The organism is Streptomyces sp. NPDC048383 (genome assembly GCF_040651775.1).
In the GTDB taxonomy this organism is placed as follows: domain Bacteria; phylum Actinomycetota; class Actinomycetes; order Streptomycetales; family Streptomycetaceae; genus Streptomyces.
The window spans coordinates 100,315-122,583 of record NZ_JBEZKS010000017.1 but is presented as its reverse complement, the minus strand read 5'-3'; the positions used below and the strand labels follow the sequence as shown (position 1 = coordinate 122,583).

Genomic DNA, 22,269 nt, shown 5'->3' with positions numbered 1-22,269 from the left:
TGACCGCCGTTCGTGGTTCGCCTTCCTTCCGCTCCGGCCGCCGGGCTCCCAGCCTGCCCGGTGGCCGGTCCCCCGGCCCGTCCGTCCTTGTGGGTCAGGGGCGTTCGAAGGCGAACCGCAGCGAACGCACCCGGTTGTCGAAGCTGGAGCCGGCCAGGTCGGGCAGGCCCACCGCGCGCAGGCCCACCGGGCGGGTGAGCAGCTCGCGGAACAGGGCCTTCATCTCGACCCGGGCGAGGTGCGCGCCCAGGCAGAAGTGCGGTCCGCCGCCGCCGAAGCCCAGGTGGGGGTTGGGGGAGCGGGTGATGTCGAAGGCGTCCGGGTTCGGGAAGACGGCTTCGTCGCGGTTGGCGGAGGCGTAGTACAGCACCACCTTCTCGCCCGGTCGGAACAGCCGACCGCCCAGGCCGTGTTCGGCGATGACCGTGCGGCGGAACTGGATGATGGGTGTCGAGTGGCGGATCATCTCGTCCACGGCGCCGTCCGCATACGTCTCGAAGTCCGCGAGCAGTAGGTCGCGTTGCTCGGGGAAGTCGGTGAGCAGGGTCAGGCCGTGGGTGATGGCGTTGCGGGTGGTCTCCACCCCGGCGACCATCAACAGGGAGAAGAAGGCGCCCAGTTGGCGGGCGCCGAGGGCCTGGCCGTCGACGTTCGCGGTGACCAGTGCCGAGATCAGGTCGTCCGTCGGGTGCCTGCGCCGTTCCCGGCCGATGCCGGCGACCATCCGTTGCATCCGGGCCAGCGCCCGCAGCCCGCGCCCGGGCATCCGCAGTCGGGCCGCCAGGCCCCGCTCCACGCCGATGTTCTCCGAGGCGTGGTTGACCCGGTCGGCGATCTCCGCCCGGTAGCGCTCGGGGATCCCCATCATGTTGCAGATGACCTCCAGCGGGAGCCGGGAGGCCACCGCCGAGACGAACTCGTCCGGCCGTTCGGCCAGTACGTCGTCCACGATGCGGGCCGCCACCGCGTGGATGTCCTGCTCCGCGGCCGCCAGCAGTCGGGGGGTGAAGGCCCGCTGCACGATCTTGCGCAGTTGCGCGTGGTCGGGGCCGTCCAGGTTGACCATCGAGTCCCCGAACAGGGCGCGCACCCAGCGGGCCGGCTCGGGGGTCGTGACGCCGGGCGCGCTCGCGAACACCTTCGGCAGCCGGCTCGCCTCCTGCACGTCCGCGTGCCGTACGAGGGCCCAGTGGCCCGCCCCCTCGGGGACGAACACCGGCGCGTCCAGGGCGCGCAGGCGGGCGAAGGTCGCCAGCCGCCGGTCCGGGGGGAGCTGCCAGAACCCCGGGTCGGCGAGCTCTCCTGCGGGGTCGACCGCGTCCGCGTGCCGTTGTGGGGGCAGTGTCATGGGCCCGTCCCTTCCTGTTGCCGTTCCGCTGCGCTGCTGAACGGATCCGGGGGCGCGGGGGTGACGGGTCCGGCGGCGTTCACCCGGCGGCGCCGCGGGCTCCCGGGCCGCGCACCGCCAGGGTCTGGCCGACCACCACCGTGAGCGTCGCGACCAGGCCCGCCCACAGGACCGCGTACGGGCCCGCCCAGGTGCAGGCGAGGAGCGCCGCGGCGGACAGCGGCAGCACCAACTGTTGGGCGGGCCCGCGCTTGAAGTAGCGCGAGTGCAGCAGCCACACCATCAGCAGGAACAGCGCGGAGGGGACGGTGACGGCGGCGTTCGCGGCGGGCTGCGAGATGTGCGCCTTGCCGACCGCGTGCTCCACCGCGACCTCGATGCCCGCACCGATCGCCGCGCCCGCGAGGAAGACCAGCAGGTGCCCGTAGCCCCACGGGATGGCGTCGCGGTTGGAGTTGAGCCGGGTGTGCATCGGGACCGCGAAGTAGATCCACCAGGCGGCGAAGACGATCAGCAGGCCGCCCGCGGCGATGGGCAGCAGCTCGCCGAGGGCCTCGTGCTCATCGAGCGCCGACTTCACCGCCACGGTGGAGGCGGCGATCGTCTCACCGAGCACGATGATGGTGAACAGCCCGTACCGCTCCGCGATGTGGTGGGCGTGCCAGGGCGTCTGGTGACCGCGCTCGGCCACCACCGGAACGAACAGTTCGGCCACCACCAGCACCAGGAACAGCCAGCGCCGGGAGTCCTCCGGGGCGAACAGCAGGGCCACCCAGCCCGCCTGGCACCCCACCAGTCCCGCCGCGTAGGTGAACGCGGCCCGGCGGGCCGGGCCGCTCTCCCCGGCCGCCGCGCGCAACCACTGCGCGGTGAGCGCCACGCGCATGATCAGGTAGCCGATGACGGCCACGCCCCAGTCGTTGTCGTCGAAGGCCCGGCTCACGCCCGCCGCGTAGACGAGGACACCGGCGATCTGGACGAGCGTGGCGATCCGGTACGGCACGTCGTCGCAGTCGTAGGCGGAGGCGAACCACGTGAAGTTCATCCACGCCCACCACACGCCGAAGAACACGAAGAAGTAGCCGATCACCCCGGCGCCCGGATGGCCCTCCGCGAGGGAGTGCACCAGCCGCGCCCCGGCCTGAGCGATCGCGACGACGAAGCAGAGGTCGAAGAACAGCTCCAGCGGGGTCGCCGCCCGATGGTCCTCGTGGCGGCTGCGGGCGGTCATCGGTACGTACGTCATACCGCTCAGCACAGCAAAGCCGGGCCTGCCGGTAGGCGAGGCGCGCGGCCGGCGGGACGCGGGTACCCCGGGCGGACTCCTGGGACTCGTACCGGTCCAGCACCAGCCGGGCGATCCGCGGATGGTCGGCCGGCGGATCGGTGACCGCCCAGGCCCCGACGTCGGCCAGGGCCCGGGTGAAGCGGCCCGGCGCCGGCAGGTGCGCGGCGACCGCGATCCGACGGTGCCCGGCTTCCCGGAGCGCGGCGAGCGCCTCGGGGACGGTGGGCCCGGTCGAGGTGAGGTACGCGGGGACCACCGGGACGCGGCCCGGCCCGCGGTCCGCCGCCAGCAGCTCCGACAGGTCGTCCAGGCAGACACCGGTGCGCAGGTCGAAGACCTGCTTGTGCCCGCGGGTCTCCCTGCCGGTGGTCGCCCTGCGCTGATCCGCCGCCGAACGTCGTGTGGGCGACAGGACCTTGTCCTGTCGCCCACACGACGTTCGCCCCTGATGCGGGACGGTGGTGCGGGCGGAACCTGGATGGGTCAGGACCCTTCTCGACGTTCAGGATCACGCGATGAGTACCGCCACGCAGCAAGTGCCAGAGGTGCTGGCCGATCCGGCGCAGTACCGCCCCGGCCGCACCATCACCGAATGGACGCCGGAGGATCCGACCTTCTGGCGCACCACCGGCAAGAAGGTCGCGACGCGCAACCTGTGGATCGCCGTGCCGGCGCTGCTGGTGGCCTTCGTGGTGTGGCAGGTCTGGAGCATCACCGCGACGAACCTGAAGGACGTCGGCTTCGGCTTCTCGCAGTCGCAGCTGTTCTGGCTGACCGCCGTACCGGGCATCACGGGCGGCACCGCCCGCGTCTTCTACACCTTCCTCGGCCCGATGATCGGGCAGCGCCGCTTCACGGCGCTCTCCACGGTGGTGCTGATCGTGCCGCTGCTGTGGCTCGGTTTCGCGGTGCAGGACCCCAACACCTCGTACACCACGATGGTCGCGATCGCCGCGCTCTGCGGTATCGGCGGCGCCAACTTCTCCTCCTCGCTGGCCAACATCGGCTTCTTCTACCCGAAGCAGGAGAAGGGCAACGCGACCGGCATCAACGGCGGTCTCGGCAACCTGGGCGTCTCGGTGGTCCAACTGCTGACGCCCATCCTGATCACCGCCTCCGTGCTGGCGATCGGCGCCGGCCAGAAGAAGGCCGACGGCTCGGAGATCTACCTCCAGAACGCCGCCTTCGTCTGGGTGCCCGTCCTGGTCGTCCTCGCGGTGATCGCCTGGTTCGGACAGAACGACCTGAAGGTCGCCTCCACCCCCTTCAGCCAGCAGAAGGTCATCTTCAAGCACAAGCACAACTGGTTGATGACCTGGCTCTACGTCGGCACCTTCGGCTCCTTCATCGGCTTCGCCGCCGCGCTGCCGCTGCTCATCAAGACCACCTTCCCCGACTACTCGGTGGCGACCTACGCCTGGATGGGCCCGGCCATCGGCGCCCTGGCGCGTTGGGCGGGCGGCTGGATCGCCGACAAGTCGGGCGGCGCCCGGGTCACGATCCTGTCCTTCGTCGGCATGGCCGTCTCGATCATCGGCGTGATCACGTTCCTGCCGGCCGGCTCCGACCAGGGCTCCTTCTACGGCTTCTTCCTCTGCTTCCTGGCGGCCTTCTTCTTCTCGGGCATCGGCAACGGCTCGACCTTCCGCCAGATCCCGGTCGTCTTTCGCGGCCAGCACCTGAAGGGCCTGACGGAGGGCACCCCGCAGTACGCGGCCGCGCTCAAGCAGGCGGAGATCGAGTCGGGCGCGGTGACCGGCTTCACCGCCGCCATCGCGGCCTACGGTTTCTTCTTCATCCCGGCGATGTTCGCGAACTTCGCGGTCACCAGCGCGATGTGGGGCTTCGTGGCCTTCTACGCCAGCTGCGTCGTCGTCGCCTGGTGGTTCTACGCCCGCAAGGGCGCGGAAGCCCCCAGCTAGTGCTGTGACCGGAAAGGTCCCCCGGGTCGCGGCGCCCGACCGTGCCGGATGCGGGAACCCGCCCCGCATCGTGGCCGTGGTCGTCCCCGCGGTCCTGCTCGGCGTCCTCGCCCCGGTCGCCGTGCCGTCCCGGAGCGGCCGGGAGCGCCGCCGCCGGGAGCGCCGCCGGGGACCCCGCGTACCCGGGCCGGTCGGCCTCGGGCGCGATGGCGCCTTTCGCCCCCGCCCGGGCCTGGTCCCGCAGGGGGCCGGGAGCGCGGGCGCGCTGGTCCTCGTACCTCATGGGCACACCTGGCGGAGTCGCGCGGACCGACCCCTGGCTCTTCGCGCTCATGCTGCTGCTCCTCTCCGGCCCCCATCGGTGAGGCCGCTCCGTCGTCAAGCACTCCCTCATGCTGCCGGGACCGGTCACGACGTGCGTCGCGGTATCCACAGGCCTCGCTCCTGTTCGGATGATCTGACTTGTCGGTCCCGATCCGAGATTCTTGTGAATGTTTTCACAAGCGCACGACGGACTTATGGCCCCATCAAATTCCCAGGTCAGGGGGGGTGTGGTGAACCGACGCCCGCAAGCGGCGGGACCTTCGGGCCCCAGCTCGGGACCAACGCGGCCCCAAACGATCGATCAAAAGGCGTGCAATGGAAGCAAGCAACGAGGCGACTGAAGAAGGTGCCGGCCATGACTGCCACCCCTGCGGAAACCACGAAGAGCGCGGAGGCCTGGGACGGCTTCAAGGGCGGTCCGTGGCGCGACTCCATAGACGTCCGCGACTTCATCCAGCAGAACTACACGCCGTACGAGGGTGACGACACCTTCCTCGCCGGCCCCACCGAGCGGACCACCGCCGTGTGGAAGGCCATCACGGACAAGTTCCCCGAGGAGCGCGAGAAGGGCGTCCACGACGTCGCGTACGACATCCCGTCGACGATCACCGCGCACGCCCCCGGCTGGATCGACCGCGACAAGGACCTGATCGTCGGCCTCCAGACGGACGCCCCGCTCAAGCGCGCGATCATGCCGTACGGCGGCTGGCGCATGGTCGCCGGCGCCCTGGAGACCTACGGCTACCCGGTTTCCGAGGACCTGGAGAAGGTCTTCACCGACTACCGCAAGACGCACAACGCCGGTGTCTTCGACGCCTACACCCCCGAGATCCGCGCCGCCCGCAAGGCCGGCATCGTCACGGGCCTTCCCGACGCCTACGGGCGCGGCCGCATCATCGGCGACTACCGGCGCGTGGCCCTCTACGGCGTCGACCGCCTCATCGCCTTCAAGAAGGAGGAGAAGGAGGAGCTCAACGCGCTCCCCGCGGGCCCCCGTTCGCTGGAGGAGACGATCCGCCTGCGCGAGGAGCTCTCCGAGCAGATCCGGGCGCTCGCCGAACTCAAGGCGATGGCCGCCTCCTACGGGTACGACATCTCCGGACCCGCCTCCACCGGCCGCGAGGCCATCCAGTGGCTGTACTTCGCCTACCTGGCCGCGGTGAAGGAGCAGAACGGCGCCGCCATGTCGCTGGGCCGCACCTCGACCTTCGTGGACGTCTACCTCCAGCGCGACATCGAGGCCGGTCTCCTCACCGAGGAGCGGGCCCAGGAACTGGTCGACGACTTCATCATCAAGCTCCGCATCGTCCGCTTCCTGCGCACCCCGGAGTACGACGAGCTCTTCAGCGGCGACCCCACCTGGGTCACCGAATCGATCGCCGGCATGGGCGAGGACGGCCGCCCACTGGTCACCAAGAGCTCGTTCCGGTACCTCCAGACCCTCTACAACCTCGGCCCGGCCCCCGAACCGAACATGACGGTCTTCTGGTCCCCCCGACTGCCCCAGGGCTTCAAGGAGTTCTGCGCCCGCGTCTCGATCGACACCTCCTCGGTGCAGTACGAGTCCGACGAGCTGATGCTCCCGCGCTTCGGCGACGACACGGCCATCGCCTGCTGCGTCTCGGCAATGCCGGTCGGCAAGCAGATGCAGTTCTTCGGCGCCCGGGTGAACCTCGCCAAGACCCTGCTGTACGCGATCAACGGCGGCCGCGACGAGAAGTCCGGCGCCCAGGTCGGCCCGGAGACCGGCGCGCTCACCTCCGAGGTGCTCGACCACGGCCAGGTCATGGCGAAGTTCGACGAGCAGATGGAATGGCTCGCGCAGACCTACGTGCACGCCCTGAACGTCATCCACTACATGCACGACCGGTACGCCTACGAGCGCATCGAGATGGCCCTCCACGACCGCGACGTGCGCCGCACCATGGCCTGCGGCATCGCCGGCCTGTCCGTCGCCGCCGACTCCCTCTCCGCCATCAAGCACGCCAAGGTCACGGCCGTCCGCGACGAGACCGGCCTCGCCACCGACTACGTCATCGACGGCGACTACCCGGCCTACGGCAACAACGACGACCGCGTCGACGACATCGCCGTCTGGCTCGTCGAGGAGTTCATGAAGAAGGTCCGCAAGCACGAGACCTACCGGGGCGCCGAGCACACCCAGTCGGTGCTGACGATCACCTCGAACGTCGTCTACGGCAAGAAGACCGGCAACACCCCGGACGGCCGCCGCGCCGGCGAGCCCTTCTCCCCGGGCGCCAACCCGATGAACGGCCGCGACACCCACGGCTACGTCACCTCGGCGCTGTCGGTCGCCAAGCTGCCCTACGGGGACGCCGAGGACGGCATCTCGCTGACCAACACCGTCACCCCCGACGGCCTGGGCCGCACCCCCGAGGAGCGGATCAAGAACCTGACGGGCGTCCTCGACGGCTACATGGCCGGCGACGGCTTCCACATGAACGTGAACGTGCTCAACCGCGACACGCTCATGGACGCCATGGAGCACCCGGAGAACTACCCGCAGCTGACCATCCGGGTCAGCGGGTACGCGGTGAACTTCGTCCGGCTCACGCGGGACCAGCAACTCGACGTGCTGAACCGCACCTTCCACGGCTCGCTGTAGAGCCCCGAACCGCGCCGCCCGGGGCCGGGCCCTCACCCCTCACCCCGGCCCCGGGACCGCGCGTCCCACCTCGATCCCACGGACACCGGCCCACTGTGGAGCGCCTGCCATGACCGTCCTCTTCGGTACGACCATCCCCGTCGGCCGGGCCAACGCCGTGACCACGGGCGCCGTCACCACGGGCGCCGGCACCGGCCGGACGCCGGCCGCCGCCGCGACGCAGCGACCGAGCGAGGGCTCGGTGCACTCCTGGGACCTGTCCACCGGCGTCGACGGCCCCGGGACGCGCTTCGTCACGTTCCTCGCGGGCTGCCCGCTCAGCTGCCTGTACTGCCACAACCCCGACACCCTGCGGATGCGCAACGGCAAGCGCACCGCGGCCGACGAGGTCATCGCCGAAGCCCGCAAGTACACCCGGTTCATCTCGGCATCGGGCGGCGGCGCCACCATCTCCGGCGGCGAGCCCCTCCTGCAGCCCGTCTTCGCGGGCGAGCTGCTGCACCGGATGAAGAACGACCTCGGCCTGCACACCGCCCTGGACACCTCCGGCTTCCTCGGCGCCCGCGCCACCGACGCCCTGCTGCGCGACGTGGACCTCGTCCTGCTCGACATCAAGTCCTGGGACCGCGCCACCTACCGGAAGGTCACCGGCCGCCCGCTGGAGCCCACCCTGGACTTCGCCCGCCGCCTCGCCGACCTCGGCAAGGAGGTGCACCTGCGGTTCGTCCTGGTCCCCGGGCTCACCGACGCGCGGGAGAACGTCGAGGGCGTCGCCGACTTCGCCGCCGCGCTCGGCAACGTCTCGCGGGTCGACGTCCTGCCGTTCCACAAGCTCGGCGAGAGCAAGTGGGAGGCCCTGGGCATGCCGTTCACCCTGCACGACACCCCGTCGCCCGACGCGGAGCAGGTCGCCGCGGCGAAGGCGGTCTTCGCCGCCCGGGGCCTGACGGCCGTCTGACCGGGCCGGCGGGCGCGCGTCCGGCCGACCCGGCCGACCCGTTCGGCCCAACCACATCACGGGCACAAGAGGCCGAAACGGGACGAACCACCTAGCGTGGTGGCTGTGTCCGAGCCCACAGAAGTCATCGTCGAAGCCCCGCCACCGCCGCCCGGGGTGCCCGGCACCCCGCCGCCCGCCGGCCGGTCCGTCACCGCACGGGCCACCCTGGCGGGCGTCGTCGTGTCGCTGCTGCTCATCGCCGCGATCGTGCTCGGCAGCCGGCTCCTGCGGGACTTCGACTCCGCCCTGCTGCCGTACGCCGTCGCCACCGTCTTCCTGGCCTTCGGCGTGGCCTACCGCTACACGGTGTGGGTCTCGGCGCCCGGTGCGCGCCGCCTCTTCAAGAAGGGGTTCGGCAGCTTCTTCTCGGTCGCCAACTTCAAGAAGGCGCCCACCGCGTTGCCCAGGATGATCGCCACCTACCTCGGCTTCCAGAAGTTCCTCGGCGCCCGCTCGCGCGGTCGTTGGGCCGCCCATCAGCTGATCTTCTGGGGTTGCCTGCTGGCCGCCGCGATCACCTTCCCCCTCACCTGGGGCTGGTTCACCTTCACCTCCGACAGCGGGGCCGGCCCCGGCTACGCGATGCGGATCTGGGGGATCAAGGTCCTCGGCTTCGACTCGCTGAGCATCCTGGGCTGGCTGATGTTCCACGGCCTGGACATCGCGGCCGTCCTCGTCATCCCCGGGGCCTCGTACTTCCTGTGGCGCCGGATGAAGGACCGCGGCGCCATCACCGGCCAACGTTTCGCGTACGACCTGCTGCCGCTGATCTGCCTGATCGTCATCTCGGTGACCGGGCTGCTGCTGACCTTCTCGTCGATCTTCCTGCACGGCGGCGGCTACGAGTTCCTCGCGATCCTGCACATGGTGTCGGTCGTCTTCACCCTCATCTACATCCCGTTCGGGAAGTTCTTCCACATCGTCCAGCGGCCCGCCGCCGTCGGCATGCAGCTCTTCAAGTACACCGGCCGCCAGGACGAGCAGGTCTTCGCCTGCAAGCGCTGCGGGGAGCCCGTCGACACCGCCCCGTACGTGGAGAACCTGCGCGGCACGATGAAAGACCTGAAGCTCGACTTCGACGCCTGGGCCGAATACTGCCCTCGCTGCAAGCGGATGCTGCGCGGCAACGCCTACCTGACCCACGTCAAGAAGGGCTTCAAGTGACCGCGACGGACCCCGCCCGGGCGGCCGGCACGGCCCCGATCCCCCTCGACCCGTCCATCGCCCCGCCCGGCACCCGCAACTTCCGCGACGCCGGCGGCATCCCCGCCGACCAGTGGCACGCCGACCAGAACGGCGAGACCCTCGTCCCCACCCACTGCTGCTTCTGCGGCGTCCAGTGCGGCATGTACCTGCGCGTGGACAAGGGCGGCAAGGTCTTCGGCGTGGAGCCCCGCAACCACGACATCAACCGGATGCGGCTGTGCCCCAAGGGCATCAACGCCTACCAGCAGGTCAACCACCCCGACCGGCTGACGGCCCCGCTCGTGCGCCGCTCGCGGGACGAGGAGTTCCGCGAGTGCTCCTGGGACGAGGCGCTGGACTTCACCGTCTCCGAGGTCCGGCGCATCCAGGCCGAGCACGGCAACGACGCCTTCGGGCTGCTCGGCGGCGCCAGCCTCTACTCCGAGAAGACCTACCTCGTCGGCAAGTTCGCCCGGGTCGCCCTCAAGACCCGGCACGTGGACTACAACGGCCGCCTCTGCATGGTCAGCGCGGCCGGCGCCAACAAGCTCGCCTTCGGCATCGACCGGGCTGGGAACCCCTTCTCGGACATCCTCCTCACCGACTGCCTGCTGATCGCCGGGTCCAACGTGGGGGAGTGCTTCCCCGTGATGACCCAGTACGTGTGGGGCGCCCGGGACCGGGGTGCCTCGCTGATCGTCGTCGATCCCCGCGAGACGGCCATCGCCCGCACCGCCGACATCCACGTCGCCCTCAAGCCCGGCACGGACTCCGCCTTCTTCAACGCCGTCCTGCACGTGATCATCGCCGAGGGGCTGGCGGACGAGGCCTACCTCGCCGCCCACGCCACCGGCTGGGAGGAGGTCCGGGAGAACGTTCAGGACTACCCGCCCGCCCGCGCGGCCGCGATCTGCGGGATCCCCGAGGAACAGGTCGTCCAGGTGGCCCGGACGTTCGGCCGGGCGGGCAACGCCATGGCCTTCCACGCCCGGGGCGTCGAGCACCACTCGCAGGGCGTCGAGAACTGCCTGTCCATCATCAACCTGTGCGTCGCCACCGGGAACATCGGCAAGCCCGGGGCCGGCTACGGAACCATCACCGGACAGGGCAACGGGCAGGGCGGCCGCGAGCACGGCCAGAAGTCGGACCTGCTGCCCGGCGGGCGCTCCATCATGAACCCGGAGCACCGCCGCCAGATCTGCCGGATCTGGGGCATCGAGGAGTCCGAACTGCCCCTCGCCGGAACTTCCATGATGGAGATGGTCTGGCAGATGCAGCGCCGGGAGATCCGCGGCCTCATCGGCATCTGCAACAACCCCTTCGTGTCGCTGCCCAACTACGGCGCGGTCAAGGACGGCTACGACGCCCTCGAATTCCATGCCCAGTTCGACTTCTTCCTCTCCGAGACCGCCACCAACGCCCACGTCGTCTTCCCCGTCACCGTGTGGGCCGAGGACGAGGGCGTCATGGCCAACACCGAGGCCCGCGTCGTCAAGCACAACAAGGCGCAGGAGCCGCCCGCGGGGGTGCGCACCGACACCTGGGTGATGTGCGAGCTCGCCCGCCGCCTGGGCGTCGGCGACAAGTTCGACTTCCCCGGCTCGCGCGAGGTGTTCGAGGAGCTGCGCGTGGCCTCCGCCGGCACCGTCAACGACTACTACGGCATCACCTACGAGCGGCTGGAGGAGACCGGCGGCATCGCGTGGCCGTGCCCGTCCACCGACCACCCGGGCACGCCCCGGCTGTTCGAGGGCGGCACCACCTACCACCCCGACGGGAAGATCCATCTCCAGGTCGTCGAGTGGCACGCGCCGATGGACCCCTACACCGAGGAGTACCCCCTCTCCCTCACCACCGGGCGCACCGTCGCGCACTTCCTCTCCGGCAACCAGACGCGCCGTCTGGGCGCCCTCGTGGAACAGACCCCGAGGCCCTGGGTGGAGGTCCACCCCTCGCACGGCTTCCGCAACGGCGATCCGGTCCGGGTCGTCACCCGGCGCGGCAGCGAGGTGTTCCCGGCCCTGGTCACCGAGGCCATCCGCCCCGACACGGTCTTCATCCCGTACCACTGGCCCGTCCCGACGGCCGCGAACGCCCTGACCATCGACGCCCTCGATCCCCGCTCGAAGATCCCCGAGTACAAGGTGTGCGCCGCGCGCATCGAGGCCGCCGAACGGGTCGACGAGGTGCCCGCGCCGCCCACGGCCCCCGGCCACGAGGCCTACCCGGAGACCCAGGTCTCCCGCACCGACGCCCTGCCGCCGACGTCCCCGCAGGGGCGTGGCACGGCCGAGAGGAGCTGACGCGCCATGATGGGTCGCACGATCTTCATCGATCCGGGCCGCTGCATCGGCTGCCAGGCCTGCGTCTCCGCCTGCCGCGAATGCGATTCGCATCGCGGCAAGTCGATGATCCACCTGGACTACACCGACCCCGGCATGTCCGTCGCCTCCCTCCCGACCGTCTGCATGCACTGCGAGGACCCGGTCGCGCCCTGCGCCGAGGTCTGCCCGGCCGACGCGATCCTCGTCACCGCCGACGGAGTGGTGCAACAGGCCGACACCACCCGCTGCATCGGCTGCGCCAACTGCGTCAACGCCTGCCCCTTCGGCGTGCCGAAGATCGACCTCCAGGCGAAGCTCCAGATGAAGTGCAACCTCTGCTACGACCGCACCGCCTACGGCCTGGCCCCCATGTGCGCCACGGTCTGCCCGACCGGGGCGCTGTTCTACGGAACCCTCGAAGAACTCCGGGCCGAACGCCCCGGCGTACAGGTCGCCGACTCCTTCGTCTTCGGTGACGTCGTCGTCAGCACCGGCGTGGCGATGGTCGTCCCCGCGGACAAGGTCCAGTGGCCCGTTCCCGGCGGTCTGCCCGTCGTCGAGATCAACGGAGTGGATGTCCGATGAGCGTGACCCAGCAGCCCTCACCCGGCCCGGGACCCGGACCCGACGGCCACGGCCACGGCCGCGGACCCGACGGCGACGCCGCGGCGGACCAACTGCGCGATCGGATCAGCGCCGACTCCCTCACCACCCGCCGCGACTACCTGCGGATCGTCGCCACCGTCTCCGGAGGCCTGGCCATCGGCGGGGTCGGCGTCGCCGCCGGCATCCTGCACCGGCACGGCGACAGCGAGACCCTGCCCGAGGCGAAGCGGGTCGCCGACGACCTGCCCCCGGGGCAGTCCGTCGCCTTCCGCTTCCCCGGCGAGGAGGACCGGGCGCTGGCCGTCCGGCTGTCCGACGGCAGCCTCGTCGGCTACTCCGCCGTCTGCACCCACCTGGCCTGCGGCGTCCTCTGGCGCGAGGACCGGGGCGCCGACGGAGAGCTGTACTGCCCCTGCCACGAGGGCGTCTTCGACGCCCGCACCGGAGAGGTGACGGCCGGGCCACCGCCCCGCCCCCTCCCCAGGATCATCCTGACCGAGCAGGCCGACGGCAGCGTCTGGGCCGTCGCCACCGCCCGGTCGGGAGAACCGGCCAAGGAAGCCCTGTGCCGGCAGTTCGGCGAGTCCCGACCGGAGATGGCCCAACGCCTGGGCTGCCCCGCGGCGGCCCGCGCCACGACGACCGGGAGCGGACGGACGTGAGCGAAGCACCCCTGCCCCCGCGCCCCGGCTACCGGCCCGGCAGCGCGGAGCCCCGACTGAACCGCCCGGTGCGCGAGCGGTATCCGCAGATCCGCCCCACGAGCGGCTACGGGGACCCGCGGATCCGGCACACCGGCCCCGGCCCCGGAGCCGGCACCGAACAGGAGCCGGAACGCTCCTCGAAGCTCAACGCGCGCCTCGCCCTGGCCCTGACCGTCGTCATCGGGCAGCTCTGGGCGCTGACCGTCACCGTCAACGAGTGGATGAAGGGAAACACCGGCACGGCCTGGTGGGGGGCGGGATTCCTGATCCTGTCCTTCCTCGTCGTGATCGGTCTGTGGCTCCTCGACCCGAAGGACCGATGACCATGTCCATACCCACGCCCACCCCGTCCGCGGTGCGTTCGCACCGTGCGGAGACCTACAAGCCCGGTGCCACGATCGGGGACTGGCGGCCCGAGGACGACGGCTTCTGGCAGTCCACCGGCCGCAGGGTCGCCCAGCGCAACCTGTGGGTGTCCATCCCCGCGCTGATGCTCGGCTTCGTGGTCTGGCAGGTCTGGTCGGTGACCGTGGTCAAGCTGAACGACGTCGGCTTCGCGTTCTCCAAGTCGCAACTGTTCTGGCTGACCGCCATACCCGGCCTCACCGGCGGCACCTTCCGGATCCTGTACACCTTCATCGGGCCGATCTTCGGCGAGCGCAAGTTCACCGCGTTCAGCACGATCATCCTGGTCGCCCCGATGCTGTGGCTGGGCTTCGCGCTCCAGGACACCGGAACGCCCTACTGGGAGCTGGTCCTCATCGCGGCCGTCTGCGGGATCGGCGGCGCGAACTTCGCCTCCTCGATGGCGAACATCGGCTTCTTCTTCCCCAAACGGGAGAAGGGCAGCGCCAACGGCCTCAATGGAGGGCTCGGAAACCTCGGCGTGAGCGTGGTCCAGCTGGTCGCGCCGCTGGTGGTCACCGCCGCCGTGCTGGGCGCCCCCGCCAGTGGCCCGCAGCACGACGCGAAGAACGACACCGACATCTGGCTCCAGAACGGCGCCTTCCTCTGGGTGCCCCTCCTGGTGATCATGGCGGCGCTCGCCTGGTTCCTGATGAACGACCTGAAGGTGGCCTCGGCCCCGTTCAGCCAGCAGAAGATCATCTTCAAGCGCAAGCACAACTGGCTGATGACCTGGCTCTACGTCGGCACCTTCGGTTCCTTCATCGGGTTCGCCGCCGGCCTGCCCCTGCTGATCAAGAACAACTTCGAGTCCCAGGGCTACCAGGCCACCACCTACGCCTGGATCGGCCCGTTCATCGGCGCCCTCATGCGCTGGGCCGGCGGCTGGCTCTCCGACCGCATCGGCGGCGCCAAGGTGACCATGCTGTCCTTCGTCGGCATGGCCGCGGCCCTGGTGGTCGTGATCTACGCACTGCCGCACGGCGACGACCAGGGCAGCTTCTGGGCCTTCTTCATCGGCTTCCTGGTGGCCTTCGCCTTCTCCGGACTGGGCAACGGCTCCACCTTCCGGCAGATCCCGGTGATCTTCCGGGAGCAGCACATGCGCCGGGCCGAGGGCCAGGGCCCCGAGGCACAAGCGGCCGCCATGAAGCAGTCCGAGATGGAGGCGGGCGCGGTCACCGGCTTCTCCTCCGCCATCGCCGCCTACGGCTTCTTCTTCATCCCCGCGATGTTCGCCGCCATGGCGGTCACGAACGCGCTGTGGCTGTTCATCGGGTTCTACGCGACCTGCCTCGCCGTGTGCTGGTGGTTCTACGCCCGCAAGGGCGCGGAAGCCCCCAGCTGACGAGCGGCGGTACGGGTACGGGGAGCACCGCGAGCGGTACCGGGAACGGAGGCGGGGTCGGCGGCCGGGGCGGGGGCCGCCGACCGGGCGGCCGTACCCTGGAGGCATGAGCACCGCCCGCGCCTCCGAACCGCAGCCCCCGCAGCCCGAGACCGAGGCGCAGTCGGCGGAGCCCGAACCGAAGCCCGCGCCGTCGAAGCCCGCACCGGCCAAGCCCGCGCCGCGCCTGGTCTTCGACGACCCGCTGGACCAGCAGTCCTCCGACGACTCGGACCGCGGCTGGGGCGAACGGGCTCCCGCCGGCGGAAGCGCGGCCGACCTGGCCCGCTTCCTCGACGAGAAGCCCCCGCACCACATCTGATCCGCCGCGGCGGTCAGAAGGCGTCGCGCGACCCCGGCGCCCCGGGGGCGCCCCCGCCGTTCGCGCCGCGCTGTGCGACGAGCGCGTCCCGGATCTCCTTGAGGACCTCCAGCTCGGTGATCTCCATGGTCTCCTGCACGCCCTCCTTGGCCTTGCGGCGCGCTTCCTGCTTGGCGAGGTACTTCGCCATCGGCAGCACCATCAGGAAGTAGACGACGGCAGCGGTGATCAGGAAGGTCAGCGTGGCGTTCAGGACCGAACCCCAGAGGATCTCCACGCCCGTCGGCTGGCCGTCCTTGCCGATGCCACAAGGGTTCTTGATGCAGGACTTGTAGACGTCCAGGTTCTTCGTGCCGATGGCGCCGATGACCGGGCTGATGATGCCCTTCACGAGCGAGTTCACGATGTTCGTGAAAGCGGCGCCGATGACGACCGCCACCGCCAGGTCGACGACGTTGCCGCGCATCAGGAAGGCCTTGAAGCCCGCCAGGACGCTCTCCTTCTTCTTCTCGCTCACCACTGAGCCTTTCTTCGCACCTACGGAACTTGGAGCCAACGGTTCCGAAAGCTACGGCAGTCCGGGCCCGGCGTGTCCAATCGCTGCCCTCCTTGAAGTGACTTGACTGCTCGCCCGTGCGAATCGGCGCCGCGCGAAACGGAGTCGTGCGAAGCGCCCGGCGGACCGGCGAGGTGCGGATCAACACAGCGTCACCGCCAGCTTCGCCACCGTGCCCGCACCGACGAGCGCCCGCGCGGTGTCCCGGGGTACCGACAGGACCACCAGCGCCCCGCCGTCCCCCACGTCCCGCTCCGCGCGCGGGACTTCGGTCACCCGCGCCCCCGCAGCCACCACTCGGGGCGGCCCCGCGCGCTCCGCCGCCACCACGTCCACCCGGTCCCCGGGCCGCAACAGCCCCACCGTCGCCGCGTCGGCGATGCGCACCGGGGCGGAGACCATGCGCACCACCGCCTGCGGCGGTTTCACCTCGGACGGCGGCGCGCTCCGCGCCGCCCGGGCCTCCGTCCCGCCGACGACCAGCGCCGCCGCCGTCACGGCCAGCCCGGCCGAGGCGGCACGCCGCCGACGCCGCACCGCGCGGCGCAGCCGGCCCCCGCCCCGCCCCACGCGCAGCGGGGGAAACAGCGGAACGGGGCGCGCGGGGGGACACGGGGAAGCGGGAGAACACCCGGGGACGGAGGCGACCGCGACAACCGGGGCGCCCGCAGCGACGGGCAAACAGGCAGCAGCCGGCGAACACGCCGACGGCGAAGCCGCGAGGGAGGTCGGGAGCGAGCCGCGGAGGGTCGGGGGAGTGGTCCTGGACATGGTGGGGCACCGCCGAACTGATCGGGTTCCGGTGTCCGGGCGGGCGCCCGAACACCCCTCACGATCCGCCCCACCACCGCATCCCGCTCCGCCCTGTGGACGGTCCCCAGGCTGTGGACAACCGCGTCACCCGGACGAGTGGGCCTCCCGAGCCGGCTTCACGTCCCGGACCGCCTCAGTACGCCGAACCGGCCCGATGCCCCGGACGCCCCGGCCCCCTCACGCCGTGGCGGCGGGCCGCACCGTGCAGGCCTCGGTGAACCCCTGGCTGGTCATGCCGAAGGCGCTGTTCACGCGCGAGCGGAAGTTCTCCAGGGCGACCATGGCGGTGAGTTCGACGAACGCCTCCTCGCCCAGCAGCCCGATCAGCCGCGCCGCCAGCTCGTCGGTCACCGTCGGCTCGGTCTCGGTCATGGCCTCGGCGTACTCCATGACGAGCAGCTCGGTCGCGGTGAACACCTCGCGGGCCTCCCGCCACCGCGGCACCCGCTCGATCTTCTCCGGCGACAACCCCAGCCCGGCGCCGGCCCATTGACCGAAGTCCATGCACCACGAGCAGTTGACCCGCGCCGCGGTGGCCATGACCGCGAGGTGCTTCAGCCCGGCGTCCAGCTTGTTCCACTTCGCCGCCCGCTGTTCGAGCCGGACGTACGAGAACAGCACGCGCGGGTTGTGTCCGTACGCCAGCCCCGGCTCCAGCACCTTGCCGTAGGTGCGGCGCGAGTACCAGGTGGCGATCCGTACGAGGAGCGTGCGCGGCGGGGTGAGCGAGATGCGCGGCATGATCGGCCTCTTCCGGTCGGGGGCGGGTGATGGCCGCCCGTTCACCATGGAGACAAAGGCACCGCGCGGAACGTGACACCTTCCGCGAAATTCCTTCGCGGCGAAATGCGGCCCCTACCAAAACCCGGCCCCGAACCCGGCCCCGGCCCCGAACCCGGCCCCGCACCCGACACCCGTCCCGCCCGGCCACGCCTCCGCCTACGGCAGCTCGATCCCCAGGTCCCAGCCGTCGTGGGCGTGGGTGCACAGGCAGTCGCGGGACTTCGTCTCCGGCAGCGCCTTCACCGCGTCGAAGAGGACCTCGCGCAGTCGGCCGACGTTCTCGCCGAACACCCGCAGGACCTCGGTGTGGGACACGCCCTCGCCCGTCTCGGCGCCCGCGTCCAGGTCCGTGACCAGCGCCATCGAGGTGTAGCAGAGCCCCAGCTCGCGCGCGAGGACCGCCTCGGGGTGCCCGGTCATGCCGACCACCGACCAGCCCGCCGCCGCGTGCCAGCGGGACTCGGCGCGGGTGGAGAAGCGCGGCCCCTCGACGACGACCATGGTGCCGCCGTCCACCGGCTCCCAGTCCCGCCCGCGCGCCGCCGCCAGGGCCACGGAGCGCCCGACCGGGCAGTACGGATCGGCGAAGGTGGTGTGCACGACGTTCGGGACGGACCCGTCGGGCAGCGGTTCCCCGTCGAAGAAGGTCTGGGCGCGGGACTTCGTACGGTCCACCAGCTGGTCGGGGACGAGCAGCGTGCCCGGCCCGTACTCCGTGCGCAGGCCGCCCACCGCGCAGGGGCCCAGCACCTGGCGGACGCCGACGGAGCGCAGCGCCCACAGGTTCGCGCGGTAGTTGATCTTGTGCGGGGGTACCGTGTGGCTGCGCCCGTGCCGGGGCAGGAACGCCACCCGGCGGCCGCCCAGCTCGCCCAGGTACAGGGAGTCGCTCGGGGGCCCGTACGGGGTCTCCACCCGGATCTCGGAGACGTCCTCAAGGAAGGAGTAGAAGCCCGATCCGCCGATCACACCGATCTCTGCATTCGCCATGCCGTCACCCTAGCCGGGGACGCGCAAGGCCCCGCCGCCCACAGGGGCGACGGGGCCTTACGGAAGACGTACGAGGTCAGGCGGCCGACGTGGAGCCGGCGCTGCTGCCCGAGCCGGACGAGCCCGCGGACGACGAGGAGGACGACGCTGCCGGGGCGGCGGTCGCGGTCGTCGTCGACGCCGGCTTCGCGGCGGGCGTGCTGCTCGACGCGGAGCCGCGGCTGTCGTTCCGGTAGAAACCGGAGCCCTTGAACACGATGCCGACCGCGGAGAACACCTTCTTCAGGCGTCCATCACAGCTCGGGCACACGGTCAGTGCGTCATCGGTGAACTTCTGCACGGCCTCAAGGCCCTCACCGCACTCGGTGCACTGGTACTGATAGGTCGGCACGAATTTCCTCCTGGCACTCTGACTCGATGAGTGCTAACGACGCTCCATGGTGACGTATTCCGGCGGATCAGTCCACCGTCACCGGCGTGCGGTGACCGATCCCACGCTCGTTCACCCGATTACGGGCGACCGGAGCGGTGGCCGCCGAGCTGCTCGTGGTGCCCGTCGAGGACGAGCTCACGATCCGGCTCGGGGCCGTCGGGGCCAGCTTCGCGCGCAGCGCCAGCAAGGTGGCGAGCGCGACGACGGTGGCGACGAGCGGCACGAGGAAGCCGTACGAGGATCCGTGCGCGTCCGTCAGGCGGCCGGCCAGGGTCACGGCGCCGGCCTGGCCGAAGGCGACCGCGCCGGTCAGCCAGGTGAAGGCCTCGGTGCGCGAGGCGGCCGGGATGAGCTGCTCGATCATGGTGTAGCCGGTGATCAGCGCGGGGGCGATGCACAGGCCGACGACCAGGCCGAGCGCGCCCAGCAGGACCACGGAGTTCGCGGCCCACAGGAGCGAGGCGGCGGCGGTCAGGCCGACGTAGCCCAGGATCAGCCGGCGGCGCGGGCCGATCTTCCACGCGATGGCACCCATCGCGATGCCGGCGATCATGTTGCCCGCGGCGAAGACGCCGTACAGCATGCCGTTCGCGCCGGGGTTGCCGATCTCGTTGGAGAAGGCGGCGAGGGAGACCTGCATGCCGCCGAAGACGGCGCCGATGCCGATGAACGCGACGACCAGGACGCGCAGGCCCGGGAAGGAGAGGGCGGCGGCGTGCTTCTCGCCGTTCGCGAGGGCGGGGGTCGCCTTCGGTTCGGTGGAGCGCTGCGCGGCGAAGAACAGGCCGCCGAGCAGGGTCAGGGCGGCCTCGGTGGCCAGACCGGCCGCGGGGTGGACGCCCGTGCACAGGGCGGTGGCGAGCACCGGCCCGACGACGAAGGTGAACTCGTCGGTGACGGACTCGAACGCGGCCGCGGTCGGCAGCAGCGGGGAGCCCTCCAGCTTGGCCGCCCAGCGGGACCGGACCATCGGTCCGACCTGCGGGACGGAGGCGCCGGCCGGGACGGCGGCCAGCGCGAGCACCCACAGCGGGGTGCCGATCAGGGCGAGCGCCGTCAGGGCGCTCACGGCGACGGCGTGCACGAGCACGGCCGGAACCAGGACGGCGCTCTGGCCGCGGCGATCGGTGAGCTTGCCCATGACCGGGGCGAACAGGGCCATGGAGACGCCGGTGACGGCGGCGACGATGCCGGCGTCGCCGTAGGAGCCCGTGGAGTGCTGGACGAGCAGCAGGATGCTGATGGTCAGCATGCCGAACGGCAGACGGGCGGCGAAGCCGGGGAGGACGAAGGAGAGGGCACCGGGCGTGCGCAGCAGCTGCCCGTAGCCGGGTCGGGCGGACTTGTCGGTCGTGACCGCGGATGTCACGGCCTGGCCTTTCCGCTGCCTGGTAGAACTCCCCGTCTGCGGACGATGCGCCGCCTTGTGAGCGGCCGCACCCGTACATGTGGGAGCCCCGAGAGCTGTCCTCTTGCGCAGAACCGAGTGATACCTGGGCGCCCACTGCGGGAGGGAGCCACGGCCGCTTTGCGGTCGCGCCAGCTCTGCGTCAGGCAGAGTTGGTTCGATCTGGTGTGCCTTCATCATACAGGGGAATGCGCTAGCACGCCCTGTGATTACGGTGACAAGGCGTGACTTCACCTGCGATTAACCGGAATTTCGCATTCCCTGACCACCGATATAGGGGCAAGCTCGGTCACACACCACTGAAATTGGCCGAATTAGAACGTCGCTCTAACGAGAAACGTTCACACGCCCGCGGGTCCGGCCGGCCCCCGCCACCTAGAGTGACGCCGCGCCACCGGTTCCCAGCCACCCCGCGAGCTTGCCGCCGCGGGCCACGGCGCGCAGCCGCGCCTCCGCCGCGTCCCGCACCGGATCGGTGGCCACGACCAACAGCTCGTCCCCGCGGCGCAGCACGGTCGACGGCGCCGGTACGAAGCTCTTCGCGTCCCGGACGACCAACGTCACGGAAGCCCCCGCGGGCAGCCGCAGCTCGCTGACCTCCACGCCGTGCATCCGCGAGGCGGCCGGGATCGCGAAGGACAGCAGGTGCCCGCGCAGCTTCTCCAGCGGCGCCGACTCGATGCCGAGGTCCGACGCGGCCTCGTCGGTGTCGCCGAGTTCCAGCTTGCGCGCCAACCACGGCAGCGTCGGACCCTGCACCAGGGTGTAGACGACGACCAGCACGAAGACGATGTTGAAGACCCGCTCGCTGCCCTCGATCCCGGACACCATGGGGATGGTCGCCAGGATGATGGGCACCGCGCCGCGCAGTCCCGCCCATGACATCAGGGCCTGCTCCTGCCAGGGGATACGGAAGGGCAGCAGGCTGACGAAGACCTCCAGCGGCCGCGCCACCATCGTCAGCACCAGTCCGATGATCACGGCGGGCCAGAAGTCGTGGACCAGCTCGTGCGGCGTGACCAGCAGGCCGAGCAGCACGAACATGCCGATCTGGGCGATCCAGCCCAGCCCGTCGGCGAACCCCCGAGTGGCCGGCCAGTGCGGCAGCTTGGCGTTGCCGAGCACCATCGCGGCCAGGTACACCGCGAGGAAGCCGGAGCCGTGCGCCATCGCGCCGGCCGCGTACGCGGTGATCGCGATCGCCATCACGGCGATCGGGTAGAGGCCCGAGGCGGGCAGGGCCACGTGCCGCAGCCCGTACGAACCGAGGAAGCCGACCGTCAGGCCGATGGCGGCGCCGATGGCCAGCTCCAGCGCGATCTTGCCGAGCAGCATGTACCAGTCGTCGACCGGACCGACCGTCGCGAAGGCGACGACCAGGATGACGACGGGAGCGTCGTTGAAGCCCGACTCGGCCTCCAGCACACCCGTGATCCGGGAGGGCAGCGGGACCTTGCGCAGCACCGAGAACACGGCCGCCGCGTCGGTCGAGGAGACGACCGCGCCGACCAGCAACGCCTGCCGCCATTCCAGTCCGACCAGGTAGTGCGCCCCGGCCGCCGTCACGCCGACGCTGATCGCGACGCCCACCAGCGACAGCATGATCGCGGCCGGGAGGGCCGGTTTGATCTCTTTCCACTTGGTGCCCAGACCACCCTCGGCGAGGATCACGACGAGCGCGGCATAGCCGATGACCTGGGTCAGTTCGGCGTTGTCGAAGACGACGTTGCCGATGCCGTCCTGGCCTATCGCGATGCCTATGCCGAGGTAGATGAGCAGGCTGGGAAGTCCGCTGCGCGACGAGACGCGCACCGCCGCCACGGCGACGAGCAGCACGAGCGAGCA

General features: G+C 70.9%; 19 protein-coding genes. 10 read left to right on the top strand and 9 right to left on the bottom strand.

Going from position 1 to position 22,269, the window contains the following annotated elements:
* Positions 1 to 94: 94 nt before the first annotated feature.
* Both AB0D46_RS14940 and AB0D46_RS14935 read right to left on the bottom strand, forming a co-directional pair.
* Positions 95 to 1,348: a cytochrome P450 gene (locus AB0D46_RS14940; RefSeq protein WP_362877721.1), complete on the bottom strand. Its 1,254-nt coding sequence runs from the start codon at positions 1,346 to 1,348 to the stop codon at positions 95 to 97.
* A 79-nt stretch (positions 1,349 to 1,427) separates the two neighbouring features.
* Positions 1,428 to 2,594 carry a low temperature requirement protein A gene (locus AB0D46_RS14935; protein WP_362877720.1) on the bottom strand — a complete coding sequence of 389 codons (1,167 nt, stop codon included), beginning with the start codon at positions 2,592 to 2,594 and terminating at the stop codon, positions 1,428 to 1,430.
* A 557-nt stretch (positions 2,595 to 3,151) separates the two neighbouring features.
* Here AB0D46_RS14935 and AB0D46_RS14930 point away from each other — a divergent pair.
* From AB0D46_RS14930 to AB0D46_RS14885, 10 genes are all read left to right on the top strand, one after another.
* Complete coding sequence (locus AB0D46_RS14930) at positions 3,152 to 4,558, top strand: NarK family nitrate/nitrite MFS transporter (RefSeq protein ID WP_362877719.1); 1,407 nt, start codon at positions 3,152 to 3,154, stop codon at positions 4,556 to 4,558.
* Positions 4,559 to 5,237: 679 nt separating this feature from the next.
* Positions 5,238 to 7,508, top strand: a complete 2,271-nt coding sequence (gene pflB / locus AB0D46_RS14925; RefSeq protein WP_362877718.1) for a formate C-acetyltransferase — start codon at positions 5,238 to 5,240, stop codon at positions 7,506 to 7,508.
* A gap of 109 nt (positions 7,509 to 7,617) precedes the next feature.
* Positions 7,618 to 8,466, top strand: coding sequence for a pyruvate formate-lyase-activating protein (gene pflA / locus AB0D46_RS14920; RefSeq protein ID WP_362877717.1), 849 nt, complete (start codon positions 7,618 to 7,620; stop codon positions 8,464 to 8,466).
* A gap of 105 nt (positions 8,467 to 8,571) precedes the next feature.
* Positions 8,572 to 9,672: an MFS transporter gene (locus tag AB0D46_RS14915; protein WP_362877716.1), complete on the top strand. Its 1,101-nt coding sequence runs from the start codon at positions 8,572 to 8,574 to the stop codon at positions 9,670 to 9,672.
* The gene (locus AB0D46_RS14910; protein ID WP_362877715.1) at positions 9,669 to 11,996 is read left to right on the top strand and encodes a molybdopterin oxidoreductase family protein; all 2,328 of its coding nucleotides are present in this window, start codon (positions 9,669 to 9,671) and stop codon (positions 11,994 to 11,996) included. The genes AB0D46_RS14915 and AB0D46_RS14910 overlap by 4 nt, the downstream gene beginning before the upstream one ends.
* A 6-nt stretch (positions 11,997 to 12,002) precedes the next feature.
* A complete protein-coding gene (locus tag AB0D46_RS14905; protein ID WP_362877714.1) occupies positions 12,003 to 12,602 on the top strand; it encodes a 4Fe-4S dicluster domain-containing protein in 600 nt (199 codons plus the stop codon).
* Positions 12,599 to 13,285, top strand: a complete 687-nt coding sequence (locus tag AB0D46_RS14900) for a Rieske (2Fe-2S) protein (RefSeq protein WP_362877713.1) — start codon at positions 12,599 to 12,601, stop codon at positions 13,283 to 13,285. Before AB0D46_RS14905 ends, AB0D46_RS14900 begins: the two co-directional genes overlap by 4 nt.
* The gene (locus AB0D46_RS14895) at positions 13,282 to 13,650 is read left to right on the top strand and encodes a DUF6755 family protein (RefSeq protein ID WP_362877712.1); all 369 of its coding nucleotides are present in this window, start codon (positions 13,282 to 13,284) and stop codon (positions 13,648 to 13,650) included. The genes AB0D46_RS14900 and AB0D46_RS14895 overlap by 4 nt, the downstream gene beginning before the upstream one ends.
* 2 nt (positions 13,651 to 13,652) lie before the next feature.
* Positions 13,653 to 15,080 carry a NarK family nitrate/nitrite MFS transporter gene (locus tag AB0D46_RS14890; protein WP_362877711.1) on the top strand — a complete coding sequence of 476 codons (1,428 nt, stop codon included), beginning with the start codon at positions 13,653 to 13,655 and terminating at the stop codon, positions 15,078 to 15,080.
* Positions 15,081 to 15,186: 106 nt separating this feature from the next.
* Entirely contained in the window at positions 15,187 to 15,441 is a 255-nt protein-coding gene (locus AB0D46_RS14885) for a hypothetical protein (RefSeq protein ID WP_362877710.1), read from the top strand.
* Positions 15,442 to 15,454: 13 nt separating this feature from the next.
* Here AB0D46_RS14885 and mscL read toward each other — a convergent pair whose 3' ends face one another.
* The 7 genes from mscL to AB0D46_RS14850 form a co-directional block, all read right to left on the bottom strand.
* Positions 15,455 to 15,961 (bottom strand): large conductance mechanosensitive channel protein MscL, encoded by a 507-nt coding sequence (gene mscL, locus AB0D46_RS14880; RefSeq protein WP_362877709.1) that lies wholly within the window; start codon positions 15,959 to 15,961, stop codon positions 15,455 to 15,457.
* A gap of 177 nt (positions 15,962 to 16,138) precedes the next feature.
* Complete coding sequence (locus tag AB0D46_RS14875) at positions 16,139 to 16,567, bottom strand: hypothetical protein (RefSeq protein WP_362877708.1); 429 nt, start codon at positions 16,565 to 16,567, stop codon at positions 16,139 to 16,141.
* Between the two features lie 420 nt (positions 16,568 to 16,987).
* Entirely contained in the window at positions 16,988 to 17,551 is a 564-nt protein-coding gene (locus AB0D46_RS14870) for a carboxymuconolactone decarboxylase family protein (RefSeq protein WP_362877707.1), read from the bottom strand.
* Between the two features lie 198 nt (positions 17,552 to 17,749).
* The gene (locus AB0D46_RS14865; RefSeq protein ID WP_362877706.1) at positions 17,750 to 18,583 is read right to left on the bottom strand and encodes an S-methyl-5'-thioadenosine phosphorylase; all 834 of its coding nucleotides are present in this window, start codon (positions 18,581 to 18,583) and stop codon (positions 17,750 to 17,752) included.
* A gap of 76 nt (positions 18,584 to 18,659) precedes the next feature.
* On the bottom strand, positions 18,660 to 18,974 hold the full coding sequence (locus AB0D46_RS14860) for an FmdB family zinc ribbon protein (RefSeq protein ID WP_362877705.1): 315 nt from the start codon (positions 18,972 to 18,974) through the stop codon (positions 18,660 to 18,662).
* Positions 18,975 to 19,041: 67 nt separating this feature from the next.
* The gene (locus tag AB0D46_RS14855; protein ID WP_362877704.1) at positions 19,042 to 20,385 is read right to left on the bottom strand and encodes an MFS transporter; all 1,344 of its coding nucleotides are present in this window, start codon (positions 20,383 to 20,385) and stop codon (positions 19,042 to 19,044) included.
* Between the two features lie 414 nt (positions 20,386 to 20,799).
* Entirely contained in the window at positions 20,800 to 22,260 is a 1,461-nt protein-coding gene (locus AB0D46_RS14850; protein ID WP_362877703.1) for a potassium/proton antiporter, read from the bottom strand.
* Between the last annotated feature and the right edge of the window lie 9 nt (positions 22,261 to 22,269).

Coding starts and splice junctions, on each gene's coding strand:
- AB0D46_RS14940 (WP_362877721.1), bottom strand. CDS start 1,348: ATGACACTGCCCCCACAACGGCACGCGGACGCGGTCGACCCCGCAGGA.
- AB0D46_RS14935 (WP_362877720.1), bottom strand. CDS start 2,594: ATGACGTACGTACCGATGACCGCCCGCAGCCGCCACGAGGACCATCGG.
- AB0D46_RS14930 (WP_362877719.1), top strand. CDS start 3,152: ATGAGTACCGCCACGCAGCAAGTGCCAGAGGTGCTGGCCGATCCGGCG.
- pflB (WP_362877718.1), top strand. CDS start 5,238: ATGACTGCCACCCCTGCGGAAACCACGAAGAGCGCGGAGGCCTGGGAC.
- pflA (WP_362877717.1), top strand. CDS start 7,618: ATGACCGTCCTCTTCGGTACGACCATCCCCGTCGGCCGGGCCAACGCC.
- AB0D46_RS14905 (WP_362877714.1), top strand. CDS start 12,003: ATGATGGGTCGCACGATCTTCATCGATCCGGGCCGCTGCATCGGCTGC.
- AB0D46_RS14900 (WP_362877713.1), top strand. CDS start 12,599: ATGAGCGTGACCCAGCAGCCCTCACCCGGCCCGGGACCCGGACCCGAC.
- AB0D46_RS14890 (WP_362877711.1), top strand. CDS start 13,653: ATGTCCATACCCACGCCCACCCCGTCCGCGGTGCGTTCGCACCGTGCG.
- AB0D46_RS14885 (WP_362877710.1), top strand. CDS start 15,187: ATGAGCACCGCCCGCGCCTCCGAACCGCAGCCCCCGCAGCCCGAGACC.
- AB0D46_RS14870 (WP_362877707.1), bottom strand. CDS start 17,551: ATGCCGCGCATCTCGCTCACCCCGCCGCGCACGCTCCTCGTACGGATC.
- AB0D46_RS14865 (WP_362877706.1), bottom strand. CDS start 18,583: ATGGCGAATGCAGAGATCGGTGTGATCGGCGGATCGGGCTTCTACTCC.